Below are 22,714 nucleotides of genomic sequence, written 5' to 3' on the forward strand. Positions count from 1 at the left end.
TTTAGTCTGAAACATGGCAAAACCGGCCTGCGGCTTTGCCCTTCCGGCACCATTTCTGCGCGCCGTGGAGAAATCCACTGGCATAATCCGAAATTTCGCGGGAAGTTTTCGAAGTTTTGTTCCAAATTAAATGGATTAAATGCGGTTTTTCTGACTTTCCGGGAAATTTTTCGTTATTTTCAACGAATTGCCATCGAATCCGGTGCCTAATCTGCTAGTTTGGCGCGCATTGCCATCATGACAGGAGTATCCGACGTGACTGCAAAGCAGGATCGGTCGAGCAAGGTTAAGGGTTCAAAGGCAGGCAAGGAGGAGAAGAAGGGAGGAAAGTCGAAGGCGCTTACAGCCTTCTCGCAGCTTCTCTTCGAATGGGCGCCGCCGGAAGATCTGGCCGCTTACGATGCCGCCGCTCTCGACAGTTCAGCCCGTCACGGCTATGCCGCTCTGGAATCCTATCGCAAGGGCAAGAGCATCATCAGCGTCGATAACGGTATCGAACGCCATGGTCGCCCGGTGAGCGTCATCACCATCGTCAACGACAATATGCCGTTCCTGCTCGACTCCATCATGGGTGAGCTGAACGACCATGCCAACCAGATTTTCATGGTCGTGCATCCGGTTCTGGACATTGCGCGCGAGAAGGACGAGCTCGTCATTCTGGGTGAGGCATCGCAGCTTGCGCCTGCCAAGGGCGTCGAGCGCGTCAGCCTGGTGCAGATCCATCTCCCGGCTCTCGACAAGCAGACCAAGGCCGACCTGACCGCCGCCATCAAGCGCGTGCTGGGGCAGGTTCGCGCCGCCGTCAGCGACTGGAAGCCGATGCTGAAGCGCCTCGATGGCGCGATCGCCGATTACAAGCGCGTGCACGACATGACGGGCGATCCGGCCATGCCGGAAGCGATCGCCTTTCTCGAATGGCTGCGCGACGACCGTTTCATCTTCCTCGGACTTCGCGAGCTGACCTTCAAGGGCAAGGGCGACAAGCGCGAACTCGTGCCGGTCAAGGAAACGCTCGGCATTCTCAACGATCACGAGGTCCGCGTCCTGCGCAAGGATGACGACGACACGGTGACGCCGCGCGAAGTGACCGAATTCCTCGACAGCAACGAGCCGCTGATCGTCACCAAGGCGAACTCGCTTTCGCTGGTGCATCGCCGTTCCTATCTCGATTATGTCGGCGTGAAGATATTCGGCGAGAAGGGCGAGGCCATCGGCGAACTGCGCCTGGTCGGCCTCTTTACCTCGGTCGCCTATACGAGTTCGGTTGCGGGCATTCCCTTCATCCGTTCCAAGGCCGATGCGGTCATCAAGCATCTCGGCTTCAACCGCGAGGACCATTCGGGCAAGGCGCTCATCAACGTGCTGGAGGAATATCCGCGCGACGAGCTTTTCCAGATCGATGTGGAAAGCCTGACGGCCAATGCCGAACTGATCCTGGCGCTGGGCGAGCGTCCCCGGGTGCGCGCTGTTCCGCGTCTCGACCGGTTTGGCCGTTTTGCCACCGTGCTGGTCTATATCCCGCGCGACCGTTACGACTCGGTCGTGCGCGAGAAGATCGGGCATTATCTGGTCGACGTCTATGGCGGCGACAGTTTTGAATTCCATCCGGTCTTCCTGCAGAACGGCCTGACGCGCGTCCAGTTCGTCATCCGCCGTCACGAGCGTTCCACGCCGCATGTGGACCGGGAAGCGCTGGAAGCGCAAGTGCGCGCCATCGTCCGCACCTGGGACGATGCGGTGCGTGAAAGCTCCGACAGCGCCGATGCGAAGACCGTTGCGCTCGCCGCAAGCTTTCCGCCGTCCTACCGCGAAATCTTCACGGCGCCGGAAGCGCTGGTCGATGCGGAACGCATTGCCAGCCTCAGCGCCGAGGCTCCGCTTTTCGTGGATTTCTATCGTTATCGCACCGATGGTCCCGATGCGGTTTCGCTGAAGATCTATCATCACGGTGCGCCGGTCGTGCTGTCGCAGCGCGTGCCGCTTCTGGAAAACATGGGTTTCCGTGTCGTCAGCGAGCAGACCATCGACCTGCCGCAGGCAGGCGAAGACGGCGCAACCGTCTACCTGCACGACATGCAGCTCGTGAACGCCTATGGGGCACCGGTCGATCTTTCCGACGATGGCGAGATGCTGGAAGACGTGTTCCGCAATGTCTGGGACGGTCAGGCCGATAATGACGGCTATAATGCGCTGGTGCAGACCGCGCGCCTGACGGCACGCCAGATCATGATCCTGCGTTCCTATGGGCGCTATCTGCAGCAGGCGGGCATCGCCTATTCGCAGGGATTCATCGCGGCAGCGCTGAACCGTTATCCTGAAATCGCCAGCGACCTCTATTCGCTGTTCGACCTGCGTTTCAACCCGTCGGCCAAGCGCCGGGATTCGGCTGAAAAGAAGCTGGTCGATGGCATCGAAACCGCGCTGTTGGGCGTGCCGAGCATTGATGACGACCAGATCTTGCGCCGTTTCCGCAATCTGATCGAAGCGACGCTGCGCACCAACGCCTATCAGCCGGATGCCGAGGGCAAGCCGCGCGTCACCTTCGCCTTCAAGCTCAATCCGCGTCTGGTCGACGGCCTGCCTGACCCGCGCCCGTACCGCGAAATCTTCGTCTACGGGCCGGAAGTGGAAGGCGTGCACCTGCGTTTCGGCGCGGTCGCCCGCGGCGGCCTGCGCTGGTCGGACCGCGCGCAGGATTATCGCACCGAAGTGCTGGGGCTGGTAAAGGCGCAGCAGGTCAAGAACGCGGTTATCGTGCCGGTCGGCGCCAAGGGCGGCTTCTATCCGAAGCGTCTGCCGGTCGGCGGCGATCGCAATGCGGTGTTCGAAGCCGGCCGCGATGCCTACAAGGTCTTCATCTCCACGCTCCTGTCCGTTACCGACAATATCGAGGACAGCCATGTCGTGCCGCCGGCGGAAGTCGTGCGCCATGACAATGACGATCCTTATTTCGTCGTCGCCGCCGACAAGGGCACGGCCACTTTCTCCGATACGGCCAATGCCATCAGCCAGGCGCATGATTTCTGGCTGGACGATGCCTTCGCATCGGGCGGTTCCGCCGGTTATGACCACAAGGGCATGGGCATCACCGCGCGCGGCGCGTGGGAAGCCGTGAAGCGCCATTTCCGCGAACTCGACATGGATATCCAGAACGAGCCTTTCACGGTTGCGGGCGTGGGCGACATGTCGGGCGACGTCTTTGGCAACGGCATGCTGCTTTCCGAACAGATTCGCCTCGTGGCGGCGTTCGACCATCGCGATATCTTCATCGACCCGAACCCGGTTCCGGCGGACGGCTTTGCCGAGCGCAAGCGCCTGTTCGAGCTGCCGCGTTCGAGCTGGCAGGACTATGACCGCTCCAAGCTTTCGGCTGGCGGCGGCATCTACAGCCGCAGCCAGAAGACGATCACGCTCTCGCCGGAAGCGGCCAATGCCATCGGCCTCGGCAAGACCTCCGGAACGCCGCAGGAAATCATGACGGCGATCCTGAAGTCGAAGGTCGATCTGCTCTGGTTCGGCGGCATCGGCACCTATATCCGCTCCTCCGCTGAAACGGATGCGCAGGTTGGCGACCGCGCCAATGATGCGATCCGCATCACCGGCTCGGAAGTCGGTGCGCGGGTGATCGGCGAAGGCGCAAACCTTGGCGTGACCCAGCGCGGGCGCATCGAATATGCTTTGTCGGGCGGTCGCGGTAACACGGACGCCATCGACAATTCGGCGGGCGTCAACTGCTCGGACGTAGAGGTCAACATCAAGATCGCGCTGGCTGCTGCCATGCGCTCGGGCAAGCTCAAGCGCCCGGCGCGCGACAAGCTTCTGGTCAGCATGACCGATGATGTTTCGGCACTGGTGCTGCGCAACAACTATCTGCAGCCGCTGGCGCTTTCGCTAAGCGAACGTCAGGGACTGGCGGAGCTGCCCTATCAGGCGCGCTTCATGGCGGAACTGGAAGCCCGCAAGCTGCTCGACCGCAAGGTGGAGAACCTGCCGTCGGACGCATTGCTCGCCGAGCGCCAGAAGGCTGGCCAGCCGCTCACCCGCCCGGAACTGGCGGTTCTGCTGGCCTATGCGAAGCTTTCGCTCTGTGACGATCTGGTGGCGAGCCAGCTTCCCGACGAGCCGTACTTCCAGTCGCTGCTGATGGGCTATTTCCCCAAGCGCATGGTGAAGACCTATGCCGAGGAAATCTCCGGCCATCGCCTGCGCCGTGAAATCGTCGCTACCTTGCTGGCGAACGATGTTATCAATCGCGGGGGCATCACCTTCATCAGCCGCCTGGCCGATACGACCGGCAAGTCGCCTGCCGATATCGTCCGCGCCTATGTGGCGGTGCGTGACGGCTTCGACATCGACACGATCTATGACGCCATCGATGCGCTGGACAATCGCGTTGCGGGCGATGTGCAGAACCAGTTCTACCATCTCGTCGGCGAAATGCTGCAGGCGACGACGGCATGGGTGCTGCGCAACGACACGACGCGCGCCAACCTGACGGAACTGGTGGATACGATCACCAGGGCGCGCGCCGAACTGGAACCGCGTTTCGACGGCCTGATGCCGGAATATCTCAAAACCACGCTTCAGGCCGACAAGGCCGCTTTCGTGGAAATGGGTGCGCCGGAAAAGCTGGCACAGCGTCTTGCCAATCTGCAGCTTGCAGGCATCATGCCGGACATTGCGCTGATCGCGCATCTGGCGGGCGCCGACCGGGTGGTTACCGCCAAGACCTATTTCGGTGTTTCGGAAGCCTTCCGCATCGGTCGCATCGAGGAAGCCGCGCGCTCCATCCCCGTCACGGACTATTATGACGGGCTGGCGCTGTCACGGGCAAGCGATACGATCACGCAGGCTGCACGCGGCATCACCATTGCGGCGCTCAAGCGTTTCGCCAAGGACAAGGACCCGGCGGCAGCCTGGTTTGCAGCCGATGGCGCCCGCATCGAGCAGGTGCAGAACCGCATGGTCGCGCTGACGGAAGGTGGCGACCTGACCGTTTCGCGACTGGCGGTTGCAGCGGGCCTGATGTCCGATCTCGCCCAGTAGGCAGGTCGGGAAATTCTATTGCAGAAGGGCGGTTGTGGCCGCCCTTTTTATTTCTTTCCAGTGCACATTTCGGGGTATAAGCTCCCGCTAATATGATTTGGGCCTGAAATTCATCCGACACATTGAAGGAACGATGCAGCCGAACGGCTCGGCTGGCCTGCGTGCATCTGCATGAAATCCGGAACCGGTTTTCGCAAAGCATCGTGTGCAGATGTATCGGGCTGGAGTGGTCTTTATACGCCAAAAGGCGCATGGTGCTCTATCGTCGGAAGCCGCTTCGGGCGTGGGGGGAAGGAAAGAGTAATTGAGCGATCAGCTTATGGCTGCCCGCAGCCATGCCTCGCGGCGTGGCGTATGGGGCTGGATATTTTTCGACTGGGCGGCGCAGCCGTTCTTCACCGTCATCGTAACCTTCATCTTTGGTCCCTATTTCAACTCACGCATGGCCGACACGCCGGAAGCGGGGCAGATCGCCTGGGGGTACGGCTTTGCCGCCGCGGGCCTCGTGATCGCACTGCTGTCGCCCGTTCTGGGATCGATTGCCGACAAGACCGGCGCGCGCAAACCGTGGATCGGCTTCTTTGCCGTCCTGAAGATCGCGGGCCTGATGACGCTGTGGTTCGCGGTGCCGGGCGCAAACCTGTTCTGGGTGCTTCTGGCATTCAGCATCGCCATGATCTCGGCGGAGTTTTCCATCGTCTTCAACGATTCCATGATGCCGCGGCTCGTCCCCGCCAGGGAGATTGGCAAAGTATCCAATCTGGCCTGGGGGCTCGGCTATCTGGGCGGTGTGCTGGTGCTGATCTTCGTCGTGGTCTTTCTGGCGTCGTCACCCGAGACGGGCAGGACCCTGATCGGGCTTCCGCCACTCTTCGGGCTTGACCCTGCCAGCGGCGAAGATGCCCGCATCACCGGCCCCATCGCGGCGCTGTGGTATCTCGTTTTCATCATGCCGATGTTCCTGTTCACGCCGGATCAGGCGCGCGGCCAGCCGCTGCGCCAGGCGGTCGGCAGCGGCCTGACGGAACTGAAGTCGACGCTGAGGGAAGTGCGGAAGCGTCCGGGAATAGTCCGCTTCCTTGCCGCCCGCCTTGTCTATCAGGACGGGCTCAATGCCATTGTCGCGCTCGGCGCGGGCTATGCCGCTTCACTGTTTCGCTGGAGCATCAACGAAATCGGCCTCTTCGGCATGATCACCAATGTGTCGGCGATCCTGAGCTGCCTCGTCGCGGCTCGTCTTGATGCAAGGCTCGGCTCAAAAGCCATCGTGCTCGGATCGCTGGTGCTTCTGCTCATCGCCTCGTTCGGTATCGTTTCCACCGGAACGGATTATTTCCTGCTCGGGCTTTTGCCGGTTGGCTATTCCGAGGGAAATGGGTTGTTCTCGACGGCTGCGGAACAGGCATTTCTCGTCTACGGGCTGATGATCGGGGCCGCTCTGGGGCCGGTGCAGGCGTCCGCCCGTTCGTGGTTTGCGCGCAGCATCAGGCCGGAGGAATCGGGTCGCTATTTCGGCATCTATGCGCTGGCGGGCCGGGCGACGGGATTTCTCGGGCCGTTTCTGGTCGCGACGATCACCGCTCTCACTGGTTGCGCGGCGATTGGCATGTCGGTGCTGCTGCTGTTTTTTGTCGTGGGGCTCTATCTGGCTGCCATTACGCCTTATCCGGCCGACAGGCCGCTTGCATCCGGCCCGCATTGACGGGCCGGAGCCGGTTCCGGTCTTTTCGAGACGGCTCTATTCGATCCAGCCCATCGAACGCTGCACGGCCTTTTCCCACGAGTGGAACAGGCGCGTGCTTTCCTCGACCGGCATTCGTGGGTGCCAGCGCTGGCCCACCTGCCAGTTTTCCACGATGTCCCGCGTCGATTTCCAGTAGCCGACGGCCAGTCCCGCCGCATAGGCAGCGCCCAGCGCCGTGGTCTCGATGATTTTCGGGCGCACGACCGGCACGTCCAGAATGTCGGACTGGAACTGCATGAGCAGCTCGTTGACGGTCATGCCGCCATCGGCGCGCAGCTCCGTGATCTCGACGCCGGAATCCTTCACCATCGCATCCAGCACTTCGCGCACCTGATAGGCGCTCGCCTCCAGCGCCGCGCGGGCGATGTGCCCCTTGTTGGCGAAGCGGGTGAGGCCAGCGATGATGCCGCGCGCGGAATCCTGCCAGTGCGGCGCATAGAGGCCGGAGAAGGCCGGGACGAAATAGACGTCGCCATTGTCTTCGACGGTGCGGGCCAGCGTTTCGATGTCGCTGCTGTGCCTGATGATGCCGAGATTGTCGCGCAGCCATTGCACCAGAGCGCCGGTGATCGCGATTGACCCTTCCAGCGCATAGACCGGCTTCGCGCCGTCCAGCTTGTAGGCAACCGTGGTCAGAAGGCCAAAATTGGAGGGCACCAGTTTCTCGCCGGTGTTCATCAGCATGAAGCATCCGGTGCCATAGGTGTTCTTGGCTTCGCCCGGTTCCAGACAGGCCTGGCCGAAGAGCGCTGCCTGCTGGTCACCAAGAATACCCGCCAGCTTGACGCCGGAAAGCGAGGGCAGGGCGATCTCGCCATAGACCTCGCTCGAGGAACGGATTTCCGGCAGGCAGGCTGACGGAATATCGAAAAGAAGAAGTATGTCTTCATCCCATTTCAGCGTCGAAAGATCCATCAGCTGGGTGCGGGAGGCGTTGGTCACATCGGTGATGTGAATGCCGCCATCGGTGCCGCCGGTGAGGTTCCAGACCAGCCATGTGTCGATGGTGCCGAAAAGCGCGTCGCCAGCTTCGGCCTTTTCACGGGCACCGGGAACGTGATCGAGTATCCAGCGCAGCTTGAGGCCGGAGAAATAGGTCGAGATCGGCAGGCCCGTCTTTTCGCGCAAGCGGTCCGCGCCGCCGTCTTTCGTGTAACGGGCGACCAGCTCGTCCGTGCGCGTATCCATCCAGACGACCGCATTATGGAGCGGCACGCCGGTCTTCCGGTCCCAGAGCAGAGTGGTTTCGCGCTGGTTGGTAATGCCGACGGAAGCTATGTCGGCTGCCTTCAGGTTTGCCTTCTTCAGCGCTGCGGCAATGACGTGCTGCGTATTGCGCCAGATTTCCGTTGGATTGTGTTCGACCCAGCCCGCCTTTGGATAAATCTGCTCGTGTTCGCGCTGGTCGCTCGCGACGATATCGCCCTGCCGGTCGAAAATGATGAAACGCGAACTCGTGGTTCCCTGGTCGATGGAACCGATAAACTGCGTCATGGGGCGGGCTCCTCCGTTGATCCGGTCTATTCTGAAAACGAATTTAAACGAAACAATATGAAACTCAATGAAAACGAGGCCCCGGAACGGCTGGTTTCGGGGCCTCGGTAAATGCCTGTTTTATAATGCGTATAAGCTTTAACAGCGTGTCGCATTTTATCGTACTCGTATGACACGCTTTAAGCTTTAGTTTCCATGCATGTCTTTATCCCAAAACCGGTTCCCACTTTTGGGAGACATGCATTAATGCCGGAAATGGCGCATGCCGGTCATGACCATCGCGATGCCGTGTTCGTCGGCAGCGGCGATCACTTCATCGTCCCGCATGGAACCGCCCGGCTGGATGACGGCGGTTGCACCGGCCTGAACGGCTGACAGAAGACCGTCTGCAAACGGGAAGAACGCATCGGAAGCGACCACGCAGCCCTTGGTGAGCGGCTCTGCAAGACCGGCGGCTTCAGCTGCATCTTCCGCCTTGCGGGCTGCGATACGGGCTGAATCCACGCGGCTCATCTGGCCTGCGCCGATGCCGACCGTAGCGCCGTCCTTCACATAGACGATGGCGTTCGACTTCACATGCTTGCCGACGCGGAAGGCGAATTTCAGATCGTTGAGTTCGGCTTCGGTCGGCGCACGCTTGGTGACGACCTTGAGATCGAGATCGTCCACCACGCCATTGTCGCGCGACTGGACCAGCAGGCCACCGGCAACGGTCTTGGCGGCAATGCCCTTGGCGCGCGGGTCCGGCAGACCGCCGGTCACGAGCAGGCGCAGGTTCTTCTTGGCCGCCACGATGGCCTGTGCACCTTCGGTGGCGTCCGGGGCGATGATGACTTCGGTGAAGATTTTCACGATCTCTTCGGCTGCTTCCTCATCGAGCGTTTTATTGAGCGCGACGATGCCGCCAAAGGCCGAAACCGGATCGCAGGCGAGCGCCTTGAGATAGGCTTCCCTGATGGTGGAAGCTTCCGCCACGCCGCAAGGATTGGCGTGCTTGATGATGGCGACGGCTGCGGTGCGGGCCGGATCGAATTCGGCCACCAGCTCGAAAGCCGCATCGGTGTCGTTGATGTTGTTGTAGGAAAGCTGCTTGCCCTGAACCTGGGTCGCGGTGGCGACGCCGGGGCGCTTTTCGCCGGTGAGATAGAAACCGGCCGTCTGGTGCGGGTTTTCACCGTAACGCATGACGGAATGCAGCTTGCCTGCGACCGAACGATACACCGGGGTTTCTTCCTCGATCGCTTCGGCAAACCAGTTGGAAATAGCCGCATCATAGGCAGCGGTGCGCGAAAAGGCCTTGGCTGCAAGCTTCTTGCGGAAGGCGAGCGGCAGGGAGCCTGCATGCTTTTCCAGTTCGGCCACCACGTCGGCATAGTCGGCGGGGTCGACGACCGTTGCGACATAGGCATGGTTCTTGGCGGAAGCGCGGATCATGGCCGGGCCGCCAATGTCGATATTCTCGACGGTCGTGTCGTAGTCGCCGCCCTTGAAGCGGACTTCCTCGAACGGATAGAGATTGATGACGGCGAGATCAATGCCGCCAATGCCGTGTGCTTCCATGGCCGCGACGTGTTCCGGATCATTGCGCACGGCGAGCAGGCCGCCATGGACTGCCGGATGCAGCGTCTTGACGCGCCCGTCCATGATTTCCGGGAAGCCGGTTACTTCGGACACGTCCTTCACCGGAATGCCCTCGGCGGCAATCGATTTGGCGGTGCCGCCGGTCGAAAGGATTTCGACGCCCTGCGCGTGAAGCGCCTTGGCGAAATCGATCAGACCGGTCTTGTCGGAAACGGAAAGGAGGGCGCGGCGCACCCGATGAAGATCGGGAGCGGGAATATGCTTGGAGCTGACAGCCATAGGGAGTTGGTCTCTTCGTTGCTGAAACGGATGCGTTCAGGAAAGTGGACGGCTCGCCCTAACACAGGCGCGCCGAGAATCCTACCGCAAAAGGCCGGAAATGAACGGTGAAGAGGTATTTCTTGCCCCGCATTCGATCCCATTGATCCTCGACCCTTCGAGACGGCGCCCTTCGACAAGCTCAGGACGCCTCCTCAGGGTGAGGGCGGTGGTGCTTGAAGAGCGTTCCAGAATGGATATGTCGCTGTCGACTCGCAAACGCAGCGTGCGTTCGTTGAGGCTGATTAATTACGCTCCACCCTCATCCTGAGGAGGCGCGCAGCGCCGTCTCGAAGGGGAGGAGCGGGAGAGCGAATTACACGTAACTGCCGAGTGCGACGCGGCTGAACTGCCAGTTCACTTCCGGCAATTCGGAAGCCGGGAAGGAGAGCACGATCTGCTTCGATGTCACAGGACCGCGGAAGCCTGCAAAGAAGATCGAATCTTCCAGCTGCGGCGCAACCTCGAAGCAGGAAAAGACCCAGGTATCGTCGCGGTCAGCCGAAAGGACGATCAATCCGTTCTCATCGAAGGAAATATCGACCGAGGGATGCAGGTGGAAACGGACGGCAATATTGTCGCGTCCGTTTGATTTCAACGGACGACCGTCGCCGCGATAGAAGCGGTCGGCGCCCTGGATGACGCTGCCATTATGCGACAGCACGAGGCGGCGCTCGTGATAGATGCCGAACAGGCGCGCATAGCCGTCATGGCTGGCGACAAAACCCTGCCGCCCCATCTCCTCGATCCGGTCGCGCTGTACGCGCGTCGGGCCTGCAATAATCGGCGTGCCGATCATGTTGGAGAGGCCCGCATTCAGGCTGAAACGGCACGAGGACGTGTCATTGATGGTAGCGGTGGAATGCGCAGCCGTCGAACGGCCCAATGGACGAAATTCCGGCGGGCCGAAACGGTCGACGCCGGAATTGACGATATAGCGCTGGCGTCCGGAGGACATTTCAAAAGCGAGACAGCCGGCATGGGCGTCCCGCGATGCGGTGACCGGCGGCGGCAGTCCGGTATCGGCGATGATGGTGGTCGAACCCATCGAAAGCCGTTCATAGCCCGAATAGGGCGCGTGGGTCAGCGGCGATCCGGCAGTTTCATCGTGCCGCAGAACCGAAATGATGCGTTCCGGCATGGTGGGGCCGACCCCGTTGAAAAGCGCAAGGCTGCCATCCTGATGACGGAAGAAACGCAGGGCCGGCAACATGCGCTCGACGGCTTCGATCAGCGCCTTGGGCGGGGATTCCGTGCCATTGGCATAGGTCTGGCGCAGCGGCAGAAGATCGGCCAGCAGCTCCAGAACCGTAACGGGATTGCGCGAAATATGTCCGCCATCGGGCAGGATCTGGCGCTTCAGCTCATATTCCAGATTGCGCCGCGCGGCACGTGCCGTCGGCGGCGAAACCGGCAGCGCCAGAGCGGCGAAAGCCAATGCGATGCGGGCGCGCAAGCGCTCCTCGCCATCATCCATGGCGGCAGCGACGGTGCGCAGGTAACGCACCTGCATGGCGAGCGAGCGCATGAACTTGCGATAGGCGGGAAGTTCCGCGCCCGACAGAATGAGATTGGAATGCTGCAGCCAGGCGATGATGCGCTGCGCGGTGACTTCCGGCGACCAGGCAAGACCGCCGATGCGCTTGCCGAACATGCGCATCCAGTCATCGACGAGCGCGCGCGCATTGGCGGTTGCCAGTTCGCTGTTGGCGCTTTTCAGATGGCGCAGCCAGCCGAAACTCTGAAGTGCCGCTTCCCACTCCGGTGTCGGCGGCTCGACGGCGAAAGGCGACAACCCGCCGGTCTCGACCAGTCGACCGGCAAGCGCAAAGCGGCCGTGGTAAAACTCCTGCGCCAGTTGGGGGTCGGCGACGCGCAGGTCAGGCGGGGCGATCAGGATTCGGTCCGGGGTAAAGCCGGTGAAGCGCCAGCGATAAAGCGGCCCCATACGCAGACGGCGGCTGAACTTGCGCCACGCCTGTGCAACGGCCAGTCCCCAAAGATGTGGGGTTTCGCTGAGGGCGACTGCCACCCGGTCTTTCTCCGTATTGTTTGTCATCATGCTGCGGCCAGATCGAAAGGCCGGTTTCCCTTGATACAATTGTACAGAAATGGTGAATCGAGCGTTAACCATAACGGGCATCCCGGCCCGTTATGGCAAATTATCCGACTTGTCTGCTTATATCCGGTCTCAGGCCCGACGCTTGAAGCGGGCGGCGAAGAAACCGTCCATGCCGGCCATCTGCGGATTGCCGTCAAAACGCTCCGGCGGCAGGTCTGCCGGCGTGGACCGCAAAAAGCCTTCCGCCGTTACCAGCCCCTCCAGACCGGAACAATCCTGCTCCGTGATCGGGAAAGGCTCCAGCAGCGGATTTTCCGCCGCCTTGCGCGCCATTTCCTCGCCTTCGAGCGGGTGCAGGGAACAGTTGGAAAATACGATTACACCGCCGGGTTTGACCAGGGTGGCCGCATGCGCCAGAAGCTTGCCCTGAAGTTCGGCAAGCTTGGCAATATCCTGCGGCGTCTTGGTCCATGGCACGTCGGGGTGACGGCGCACCGTACCGGTGGACGAGCAGGGCGCATCCAGAAGCACGGCATCGAACAGTTCGTCCGGCTGGAAATCCATAAGATTGGTGGCGACGGTCTTCGCCTCGAAACCGAGCCGTTCCAGATTGCCGCGCAGGCGCTTCAGCCGGTTTTCGGAAAGGTCGAGCGCGGTCACATCCGCACCCTGGAGCAAAAGCTGCGCCGTCTTGCCGCCGGGGGCGGCGCACAGGTCGGCAACCCGTTTGCCCTTGATGTCACCCATCAGGCGCGCAGGCAGGCTTGCCGCCACATCCTGCACCCACCAGTCGCCTTCGGCAAATCCGGGCAGATCGGTGAGATTGCCTTCGACAGTCTGCAGGCGCACCGAGCCGTTGGGGAGCGCCACGCCACCCAGCCTTTCGGCCCACGCTTCCGCGTCGCCCTTGACCGTGAAATCGATTGGCGGCTCATAGGCGTGCATGGCGAGAATGGCTGCTGCCTTTTCCGCGCCATAGGCCTCGGTGATGCTCTTTGCAAACCATTCCTGCACGTTCGTTTCAGGCTCAAGCGTGTGGGCGAGCGCACGTTCCTTGTTGCGCGACAGCCTGCGCAGCAGCGCATTGACCAGACCGGCATATTTGCGGTTGCGCGGGTCGCTGTTCGCCGCCTCCACGGCCAGATCAACCGCCGAATGGTCGGGGAGGTCGAGATAGAAAATCTGGGCGATGGCGACATGCAGAAGATGTTTCAGCGCCACCGCATTTTCCGGCAATGGCCGGTCGAGCCGCTTGTTGATGGCGCGCTCGATGCTGCCGCGATTGCGCAGCGCAGAGCCAAGAATGGCGCGAACCAGTGCGCGGTCGCGCGGCTCCAGCGCCAGATATTGCGGATGACCGTGGGTATTGTCGGTCAGGCCGTCAAGCGAGGTGTTCTTTTCGATCACCGCGCCGAGAAGGCGCGCCGCACACAAACGCGCCGCCAGACCGGGGCGCAGGTCTGCGGCGCTGTTGTTGGTTAGCGGCTTTTTGTTTCCGCGCTTCGGCGCAGGCTTTTTATCGTTCACGCTGTTCTGCTACTTTTTGTTTAAGCATGATCTTGTCCGAAAACCGGTTCCCACTTTTCGGGATCATGCCTTATGACCACGGCCCTCGAAAACCGGAACCGCCATTGCTGTTACCGCCTGCATTACCCCATGGACCACTGCTTTGGGAAGGGGCCGCGGCACGAGGAGCCATTCCGGCAGAGCGGATGCCCATTTCGGCGGCCATCTGTTCAAGCGCTGCAATGCGGTTATCAGTATCCGGGTGGGTCGAGAAAAGATTGTCTGCACCGCGTCCGCTCAACGGGTTGATGATGAACATATGCGCGGTTGCCGGGTTGTGTTCGGCTTCCTCGTTCGGGATGGCTTTTGCGCCCCGCGCGATCTTGCCCAGTGCCGAGGACAGCCAAAGCGGGTTGCCGCAGATTTCCGCGCCGCGCTTGTCGGCGGCATATTCGCGTGTGCGGCTGACGGCCATCTGCACGATCATTGCGGCGAAGGGTGCGACGATCATGGCGAGGATGGTGCCGACCACACCCATGATGCCGTTGCCGTTTTCACGGTTGCCGCCAAGGAAGAAGGCAAAATTGCCGAGCATGGATATGGCACCGGCAAGCGTTGCGACGATGGTCATGGTCAGCGTGTCGCGGTTCTGGACGTGGGCCAGCTCATGCGCCATCACGCCCGCCACTTCTTCGGGTGAAAGCCGGTTGAGAAGGCCGGTCGTGGCGGCAACGGCGGCATTTTCGGGATTGCGGCCCGTGGCGAAAGCGTTCGGCTGGTCCTCATGGATGATGTAGACCTTCGGCATGGGAAGGCCCGCATTGGCGGCAAGGCCGCTCACCATGCGGTAATAGTCCGGTGCGCTGCGCTCATCCACTTGCTGCGCATTGTACATGCGCAGCACCATCTTGTCGGAGTTCCAGTAACCGAACAGGTTCATGGCGACGGCGATCACAAGCGCGATCATCATGCCGCCCCCGCCGCCTAACAAATAGCCGATGCTCATGAACATGACCGTCATGAGGGCGATCAGCATGGCAGTTTTCGTCATATTCATCCGTGGCGGTCTCCAAAATCTGAAGCTGCATGGCCTGCAAGGGTTTTGCAGCGGGTGCCTTTCTGCCTATATGATGGGTATGAACAGGCTTCGCTTCAATAATGGGAGCTGACGCAGCCAACAGGAATGTGACCGATGAGCGAGAAAACCGAAGCAACCGAAAGCCCGGAAAACGTGGACAAGCGCCCGTTTGACGATCTGCCGCCCGCTGCCCAGCGCGCGCTGAAGGAAGCCGAGGCGCGCCGTGCCGCCGAAAAGGAAGCTCAGGCGCCTCGCGAAATCGGCGGTCGCGGCGGCAAGGATCCCGCCCGTTATGGTGACTGGGAGATCAAGGGGCGGACGATAGATTTTTAATCTTTGATCAGTCCGGCTTTTTCACCAATGGCAAGAATTTCACTTGAAGGCGTGTTGATCCATTGATCTTGGGTTTCCGGCCGAACGGTTTCACGCCAGAGCCGCACGAGTTCGAATCCCATTGAATAACCAAGCCAACGAGGAATTTCTCCTCTACCAAAAAACCATTCGGCGTGATCGTAATCGGTAGACTGCAATTCTGCGACTGTCGGGCAATGCACCTTCAGCCGGTCGATGGGGACTGCACGTTCCCATAGTTCCGGTGGAGTGTTCATGAGATGTTGAACGAAATGGCCTGCCATGCCTTCGCTCACTAACGCCTCACCAAGTGTCCATCCATAGCCCGGTCCCGCCATGCGCATGCAGTGATGGATTTCATGCAGCAATTGGCGCTGAAGCGTTCCGTTCGTAAGGCTTGGTTTAAGGTTGGGATTGTCTGGATCGAAGTTCAACGAAAATAACATACTGTTGTGGGACCGACCCAGAATTCCGATCTCTGGAATTATATGTTTTGAACGATTGAGAAGAATATCGAGCTTGGGCGGCGAAACGAAGTGCTCCAAGGTCCTGAAGGCTGCGGTAATTTCGATGAAGATAGGTTGCTCAAATTCTTCGAGTCCACCCGACGCAGTCAACCAATGTAGAAACCATGTATCTTTGAAGATGGAGTCCATACCAGTTCCAGGAATTGATTGACTGGGAGCAAGTGTAAGGCCCTTCAATTCTCAGGCAAGTCAAAGAATTGGGGAGTGTGAAAAGGCCGGGAAATCCCCGGCCTTTCGTTTGTCATTTCTTGTTCTGCCGATTTTCGATCAGGTCGTCCACGACGCCCGGATCGGCCAGCGTCGAGGTATCGCCCAGTGCACCAAACTCGTCTTCGGCGATCTTGCGCAGGATGCGGCGCATGATCTTGCCCGAGCGGGTTTTCGGCAGGCCCGGCGAGAACTGGATCTTGTCCGGCGTGGCGATGGGACCGATTTCCTTGCGCACGTGCAGGGTCAGCTCCTTGCGCAGGGCGTCCTCATCCTGAACTGCTTCACCGGTCATCAGCGTGACGTAGCAATAGATGCCCTGTCCCTTGATCGGATGCGGATAGCCAACGACAGCGGCTTCCGAAACCGAGTGATGCGAGACGAGCGCCGATTCGATTTCCGCCGTGCCGAGGCGGTGGCCGGAAATGTTGAGCACGTCGTCGACACGGCCCGTGATCCAGTAGTAACCGTCCTCGTCGCGACGGCAGCCGTCGCCGGTGAAGTACTTGCCCTTATAGGTCGAGAAGTAGGCTTCGACGAAGCGCTTGTGGTCGCCGTAAAGCGTGCGCATCTGGCCCGGCCAGGAGTCGATGATGCACAGATTGCCGTCTGCGGCACCCTCGACAACGGCGCCCTCATTGTCCACCAGTTCCGGCTTGATGCCGAAGAACGGGCGCGTCGCAGAACCCGGCTTCAGGTCCGTTGCGCCGGGCAGCGGCGTGATGAGGATGCCGCCGGTTTCCGTCTGCCACCATGTATCGACAATCGGGGAGCGCTGGTCGCCAACCACGTTGTAATACCATTCCCAGGCTTCCGGATTGATCGGCTCGCCGACCGAACCGAGCAGGCGCAGTGATGAGCGCGACGAGCGAGTGACGAATTCATCGCCCGCACCCATCAGCGCGCGGATGGCGGTCGGCGCCGTGTAGAAGATGTTGACATGGTGCTTGTCGACGACTTCCCAGAAACGTCCCTGATCGGGGAAGTTGGGCACGCCCTCGAACATCAGCGTCGTCGCGCCATTGGCCAGCGGGCCATAGACGATATAGGAGTGGCCCGTCACCCAGCCCACATCCGCCGTGCACCAGTAGATGTCGCCATCGTGATAGTCGAAGACATATTGGTGCGTCATCGATGCATAGACGAGATAGCCGCCGGTGGTGTGCAGCACGCCCTTCGGCTTGCCGGTCGAGCCGGAGGTGTAAAGGATGAAGAGCGGGTCTTCCGCGTTCATCGGTTCCGGATCGCAGGTCGGTTCGACGCTTGCCACTTCCTGATGATACCAGAGATCGCGGCCCGGACCCCAGCTCACCTTGCCGCCGGTACGGCGCACGGTGAGAACCTTGTTGACCATCACATACTGCTTGGCGGCAATGTCGATGGCGGTATCGGTGTTTTCCTTGAGCGGAACCGGCTTGCCGCCGCGCACGCCCTCATCGGCGGTGATGACGAAGGTGGATTCGCAGTCGACGATACGGCCGGCCAGCGCTTCTGGCGAGAAGCCGGCGAAGACGACCGAGTGCACCGCGCCGATGCGCGCGCAGGCCAGCATCGCATAGGCGGCTTCCGGGATCATCGGCAGGTAGATCGTGACGCGGTCGCCCTTCTTCACGCCGTGCTTCTTCAGCACATTCGCCAGACGGCAGACGTTTTCATAGAGTTCGCGATAGGTGATCTTCTTGTCGATATAGGGATTGTCGCCTTCCCAGATTATGGCGACCTCGTCGCCACGGCTCTTCAGGTGGCGGTCGATGCAGTTGTAGGAAACATTGGTGACGCCGTCCTCATACCATTTGATGGACACGTCGCCGTTGAAATCGGTGTTCTTGACCTTGGTGAAGGGCTTGAACCAGTCGATGCGCCGTCCGTGCTTTGCCCAGAAGCCGTCCGGGTCGCTCACGCTTTCCTGATACCAGTCGAGATAGGTTGCGTTGTCGATGAGCGTGTTTCTCTTTGCCTCGGCAAGAACCGGGTAAAGCTTTTCCGACATGATGTCCTCCTTCAGCATTGTGCGAACCGGACAGACATGTCCCGCACGCATAATGCACCCAAAACTGCCCGGCACCTCCCGCCGGATGAGACGGCCTGCCGTGAATGGCGAGACCATCGGGTGCCTGTCTACCTTCCATTGCGGGCAAGGTAAATTAGACAATCGGCGCGTCCATGATCCACAATGACGCATCGTCAGAAACGGCAACTGGCAGCACTCGCCGCCGACTGTTGCTAATATATTGTTTTTACAGTTTAAAAACCATTTGGAGTGATTATCTTCTAATCAGGAGCCATGCAATATGGCTCTTCACAAAAAGGGGAAATCGCCATGACGACGTCCGCTTTGAACGCGAAATCAGCCTTTGAACTGCAACTCGCCGGCTACGGCCTGACGACGGCGAAAGTCTTCTATCACCTGCCCGATCATCCGCATCTGCTGCAGCTTTTCGTCTGGCAGGATTATGACCTCGCGCCGGATTTTCCGGTGCTCAATCATTTCATCGAATTCTGGAATCGGGAAATCGACGGGCCGTTGCATTCGGTCAGCTACACGCATTTCCGGCTGCTTGGCCCTTCGGACTGGAGGAATGTGCAGGGCGAGATCGTCCTGCATTAGGAGCATTTCCAGCAAAAGTGTGATGCGGTTTTGCGCAGGATCATGCGACAAAAACAAGCAGTAGGGGTCACAATTCAGGCGGGGTTGGCATAGCTCCGCCCACCGAAGATGGCCGAGCCGACACGCACCGATGTCGCGCCAAAGCCGATGGCGGTTTCATAATCGCCCGACATGCCCATGGAGAGTTTTTCAACGCCAGCCTCACGGGCAAGCTTTTCCAGGAGTGCGAAATGCGGGCCGGGATTTTCATCCGCAGGCGGGATGCACATCAGCCCTTCGATTGCGAGGCCATGTTCCTTGCGGCAGCGTTCGACGAAGGCGACCGCTTCCTTCGGGGCAATCCCGGCCTTTTGTTCTTCCAGCCCGGTATTCACCTGAACGTAGAGCTTCGGCGTCTTGTTCTGCTTTTTGATCTCGGCGGCCAGGGCGGCGGCGATCTTCTCGCGGTCGACGGTTTCGATGACGTCGAAGAGAGCGACGGCATCGGCGGCCTTGTTGGATTGCAGCGGGCCGATGAGATGCAGTTCGATGCCGGAATAATCCCCGCGCAGCTGCGGCCATTTGCCTTGCGCTTCCTGCACGCGGTTTTCGCCGAAGACGCGCTGGCCCGCGTCGAGCACCGGGCGGATCTCGTCGGCGTCGAAGGTTTTCGATACCGCGACGAGTGTCACAGAGCCTTTTTCGCGCCGTGCTTCCTTTTCGGCACTGGCGATTGCGGCCTTGACCGCGTTCAGGTTCGCTACGATATCCGACATGAAACTCTCGCTTTCAGGCTTTTCATCCGCAAAAGGTTGACGCTTTCGCCAATACGTGGTGAAGGTCGCCATTAAATATCGACTCTCCTTATTGCATCACCTTCGTGCGAGTAAATACGGTCATGGCAGCCGAACGTTATAATCCGCGCGTGGCGGAAGCTCATTGGCAGAAAGTCTGGGAAGAAGACCGGACTTTCGAAACCGACAATAGCGACAGCCGCGAGAAATATTATGTGCTCGAGATGTTCCCCTATCCGTCGGGGCGCATCCATATGGGCCATGTGCGCAACTATGCGATGGGTGATGTTGTCGCCCGTTACAAGCGCGCCAAGGGTTTCAACGTGCTCCATCCGATGGGATGGGATGCATTCGGCATGCCTGCGGAAAATGCTGCGATGCAGAACAAGGTTCATCCCAAGGAATGGACCTACCAGAACATCGCCACCATGCGCGGCCAGCTCAAATCGATGGGGCTTTCGCTCGACTGGGCGCGTGAATTCGCGACCTGCGACGTGGAATATTATCATCGCCAGCAGATGCTGTTCATCGACCTTTTTGAAAAGGGCCTGGTGACGCGCAAGACTTCCAAGGTCAACTGGGACCCGGTCGACAACACCGTGCTTGCCAACGAGCAGGTGGTGGACGGTCGCGGCTGGCGTTCGGGCGCGCTGGTCGAACAGCGCGAACTGACGCAATGGTTCTTCAAGATCACCGATTTCAGCGAGGAATTGCTGGCCGGTCTCGATACGCTCGACCAGTGGCCGGAAAAGGTCCGCCTGATGCAGCGCAACTGGATCGGCAAGTCGGAAGGCCTGCAGGTCCGCTTCGGGCTGGACGACAAGACCGCGCCGGAAGGTTTCTCGGAAATCGAAGTCTATACGACCCGCCCGGATACGCTGTTTGGTGCGGCATTCGTTGCGATCTCCGCCGATCACCCTCTGGCGAAGAAGCTGGCCGAAAACAATGCACCGCTCACCGGCTTCATCGATGAATGCCATCATCAGGGCACATCGCTGGCGGCGCTCGAAACGGCCGAGAAGAAGGGCTTTGATACTGGCGTGAAGGTCAGGCACCCGTTCGACGAGAACTGGGAACTGCCGGTCTATGTCGCCAATTTCGTCCTGATGGAATATGGCACGGGCGCCGTTTTCGGCTGTCCGGCGCACGATCAGCGCGATCTGGATTTCGCCAACAAGTACAAATTGAAGGTCACGCCTGTCGTTCTGCCGAAGGGCGAGGATGCGGCAAGCTTCAGCATTGGCGAGACGGCCTATACCGACGATGGCGTGATGATCAATTCGCGCTTCCTCGACGGGCTTTCGCCGGAAGCCGCCTTCAATGAAGTGGCGAACCGTCTGGAAAACACCACGCTCGGCAATCGTCCGCAGGCAAGCCGCAAGGTACAGTTCCGCCTGCGCGACTGGGGCATTTCCCGCCAGCGCTATTGGGGCTGCCCGATCCCGATGATCCATTGCGAGGCTTGCGGCGTCAATCCGGTGCCGCGCGCCGATCTGCCGGTCAAGTTGCCGGATGATGTCGAGTTCGACCGTCCGGGCAATCCGCTCGACCGTCATGCGACCTGGCGTCATGTGAAGTGCCCGAAATGCGGCGGCGATGCGCGTCGTGAGACCGATACGATGGACACGTTCGTCGATTCGTCCTGGTACTATGCACGCTTCACCGCGCCATGGGAAAACGAGCCGACGGATCGCGCGGTTGCCGACCGCTGGCTGCCGGTCGACCAGTATATCGGCGGCATCGAACACGCGATCCTGCATCTGCTCTATTCGCGTTTCTTCACCCGCGCGATGAAGGTCGCCGGTCATGTCGGCATCGACGAGCCGTTCAAGGGCCTGTTCACGCAGGGCATGGTCGTGCATGAAACCTACAAGGCCAATGGCCAGTGGGTGGCGCCTGCCGATATCCGGATCGAGGAAACCGACGGCAAGCGCGTGGCGAGCCTGCTCTCCACGGGCGAGCCGGTGGAAATCGGCTCTATCGAGAAGATGTCGAAGTCGAAGAAGAATGTCGTCGATCCGGATGACATCATCGCTTCCTACGGCGCCGATACGGCGCGCTGGTTCATGCTGTCTGATTCGCCGCCCGAGCGTGACGTGATCTGGACAGAGGCCGGAGCCGAAGGCGCTCACCGCTTCGTGCAGCGCGTCTGGCGTCTGATCTCCGAAGCTGCCGAACAGTTGAAGGACATTGCGCCCAAGACCGGTACCGAGGGCGAAGCCCTTGTCGTTTCCAAGGCTGCGCACAAGGCGGTCAAGGCTGTCGGCGACGATATCGAGAAGCTGGCCTTCAACCGTGGTGTTGCCCGTCTTTACGAACTGGTCAACACGGTTGCAGGACCGTTGCAGCAGGTTGCTTCGGGCAATGCGGATGACACGTTGAAGGGCGCTGTCCGCGACGCCACGGAAAAGCTCATCCTGATGCTGGCGCCGATGATGCCGCATCTGGCCGAACAGTGCCTTGCAGCGCTGGGTGGCAAGGTTGCCGGTCGTGAAACGCTGGTCGCCCGCAGCGCCTGGCCGGTGTTCGATCCGGCATTGGTGGTGGAAAACGAGATCGTTCTGCCGGTGCAGATCAACGGCAAGAAGCGTGGGGATTTGACAATCGCACGCGACGCTGATCAAGCTAGCATCCAGCAGGCGGTGCTCGAACTTGACTTCGTCAAGGCTGCGCTCAACGGGGGCTCGCCGAAGAAGGTTATCGTGGTGCCGCAAAGGATCGTCAATGTCGTTGCCTGACCGCTTTTTCTCCGCAATCAAAGCTTTCCGCGTTGCGATTTTCGCACTCGGGGCCGCGGTTCTCATGGCTGGATGCACCGTGCAGCCGCTTTACTCCTCCGGCGCTGGCGCTGGTGGAACCATGGGCGGCAGCGTGACGCCGGACATGCGCACCAAGCTTGCTTCGGTGGCGATCGACCCGGCTGGCGACGTCTTCAGCCAGCAGGTCCGCAATCGCCTCATCTTCCTGCTCGGCGGCGGTGCCGGTGAGCCGGCCAATCCGGTCTATCGGCTGCGCCTTGGCCTGAGCAGTTCTACGCTTGCCGCGGTGAGCGTGGACATTGGCGACCAGACCGACCGTACCGGCCGTCCATCGTCCGGTATCGTCAAGGCGACGTCGAACTTCGTGCTGCGTGACAAGGACGGCAAGCCGCTTGCCGCAGGCACCCGCACGGTCGGCGCTTCCTTCGACCGTCCGCGCCAGGAATTTGCGAACCTGCGCGCCGAACGCGACGCGCGCAAGCGTGCCGCGGAAGAACTGGCCGAACAGGTCTTCCTCGCTCTTGCGCAGAAATTGTCGAAGCTCTGATTGTTGCGATGGCGTGACATGACACAAGGCGGTACTCTCGGTGCCGCCTTTTGTTTTTTCAGGGGCATTGCTGTCCAGTGTGAATTATTTCGCGGAGAACGCTCCAGGGAAGA

At 60.4% G+C, this 22,714-nt stretch carries 14 protein-coding genes; 6 read left to right on the plus strand and 8 right to left on the minus strand.

Going from position 1 to position 22,714, the window contains the following annotated elements; genetic code table 11:
* Nucleotides 1-255 precede the first annotated feature (255 nt).
* Nucleotides 256-5,046 carry an NAD-glutamate dehydrogenase gene (locus ACOWVS_RS14595; protein ID WP_075042071.1) on the plus strand — a complete coding sequence of 1,597 codons (4,791 nt, stop codon included), beginning with the start codon at nt 256-258 and terminating at the stop codon, nt 5,044-5,046.
* 319 nt (nt 5,047-5,365) lie between these two features.
* Nucleotides 5,366-6,748: an MFS transporter gene (locus ACOWVS_RS14600; protein ID WP_075042070.1), complete on the plus strand. Its 1,383-nt coding sequence runs from the start codon at nt 5,366-5,368 to the stop codon at nt 6,746-6,748.
* A 36-nt stretch (nt 6,749-6,784) separates the two neighbouring features.
* Here the strand turns inward: ACOWVS_RS14600 and glpK are convergent, their stop codons facing one another.
* The 5 genes from glpK to htpX form a co-directional block, all read right to left on the minus strand.
* Nucleotides 6,785-8,284 carry a glycerol kinase GlpK gene (glpK, locus tag ACOWVS_RS14605; RefSeq protein WP_075042052.1) on the minus strand — a complete coding sequence of 500 codons (1,500 nt, stop codon included), beginning with the start codon at nt 8,282-8,284 and terminating at the stop codon, nt 6,785-6,787.
* 243 nt (nt 8,285-8,527) lie between these two features.
* On the minus strand, nt 8,528-10,144 hold the full coding sequence (purH, locus tag ACOWVS_RS14610) for a bifunctional phosphoribosylaminoimidazolecarboxamide formyltransferase/IMP cyclohydrolase (RefSeq protein WP_075042051.1): 1,617 nt from the start codon (nt 10,142-10,144) through the stop codon (nt 8,528-8,530).
* A gap of 355 nt (nt 10,145-10,499) precedes the next feature.
* Nucleotides 10,500-12,242 carry a heparinase II/III family protein gene (locus ACOWVS_RS14615; RefSeq protein WP_021588077.1) on the minus strand — a complete coding sequence of 581 codons (1,743 nt, stop codon included), beginning with the start codon at nt 12,240-12,242 and terminating at the stop codon, nt 10,500-10,502.
* A 132-nt stretch (nt 12,243-12,374) separates the two neighbouring features.
* Complete coding sequence (locus ACOWVS_RS14620) at nt 12,375-13,772, minus strand: RsmB/NOP family class I SAM-dependent RNA methyltransferase (protein WP_075042050.1); 1,398 nt, start codon at nt 13,770-13,772, stop codon at nt 12,375-12,377.
* A 70-nt stretch (nt 13,773-13,842) separates the two neighbouring features.
* Nucleotides 13,843-14,808, minus strand: a complete 966-nt coding sequence (htpX, locus tag ACOWVS_RS14625; protein WP_006467825.1) for a zinc metalloprotease HtpX — start codon at nt 14,806-14,808, stop codon at nt 13,843-13,845.
* A 135-nt stretch (nt 14,809-14,943) separates the two neighbouring features.
* Here htpX and ACOWVS_RS14630 point away from each other — a divergent pair, with 135 nt between their 5' ends.
* Nucleotides 14,944-15,162, plus strand: a complete 219-nt coding sequence (locus ACOWVS_RS14630) for a DUF1674 domain-containing protein (RefSeq protein ID WP_021588074.1) — start codon at nt 14,944-14,946, stop codon at nt 15,160-15,162.
* Here ACOWVS_RS14630 and ACOWVS_RS14635 read toward each other — a convergent pair.
* Entirely contained in the window at nt 15,159-15,836 is a 678-nt protein-coding gene (locus tag ACOWVS_RS14635) for a DUF2268 domain-containing putative Zn-dependent protease (RefSeq protein WP_075042049.1), read from the minus strand. The two genes, ACOWVS_RS14630 and ACOWVS_RS14635, sit on opposite strands and share 4 nt — an antisense overlap.
* 112 nt (nt 15,837-15,948) lie before the next feature.
* Nucleotides 15,949-17,904, minus strand: coding sequence for an acetate--CoA ligase (gene acs, locus ACOWVS_RS14640; RefSeq protein ID WP_006471249.1), 1,956 nt, complete (start codon nt 17,902-17,904; stop codon nt 15,949-15,951).
* Between the two features lie 330 nt (nt 17,905-18,234).
* Between acs and ACOWVS_RS14645 the strand changes: the two genes are divergently transcribed.
* Nucleotides 18,235-18,522: an usg protein gene (locus ACOWVS_RS14645; RefSeq protein WP_006471250.1), complete on the plus strand. Its 288-nt coding sequence runs from the start codon at nt 18,235-18,237 to the stop codon at nt 18,520-18,522.
* Nucleotides 18,523-18,596: 74 nt separating this feature from the next.
* Here ACOWVS_RS14645 and ACOWVS_RS14650 read toward each other — a convergent pair whose 3' ends face one another.
* Nucleotides 18,597-19,277, minus strand: a complete 681-nt coding sequence (locus ACOWVS_RS14650) for a YggS family pyridoxal phosphate-dependent enzyme (protein ID WP_063620199.1) — start codon at nt 19,275-19,277, stop codon at nt 18,597-18,599.
* A 122-nt stretch (nt 19,278-19,399) separates the two neighbouring features.
* Here ACOWVS_RS14650 and leuS point away from each other — a divergent pair, with 122 nt between their 5' ends.
* Together leuS and lptE are read left to right on the plus strand one after the other, a co-directional pair.
* Nucleotides 19,400-22,033, plus strand: a complete 2,634-nt coding sequence (gene leuS / locus ACOWVS_RS14655; RefSeq protein ID WP_063620176.1) for a leucine--tRNA ligase — start codon at nt 19,400-19,402, stop codon at nt 22,031-22,033.
* Nucleotides 22,020-22,601, plus strand: coding sequence for an LPS assembly lipoprotein LptE (gene lptE, locus ACOWVS_RS14660; RefSeq protein ID WP_063620175.1), 582 nt, complete (start codon nt 22,020-22,022; stop codon nt 22,599-22,601). Before leuS ends, lptE begins: the two co-directional genes overlap by 14 nt.
* The last annotated feature ends 113 nt before the right edge of the window (nt 22,602-22,714 follow it).

The sequence above is a fragment of the Brucella sp. IR068 genome (genome assembly GCF_049065885.1).
GTDB lineage: Bacteria > Pseudomonadota > Alphaproteobacteria > Rhizobiales > Rhizobiaceae > Brucella > Brucella intermedia.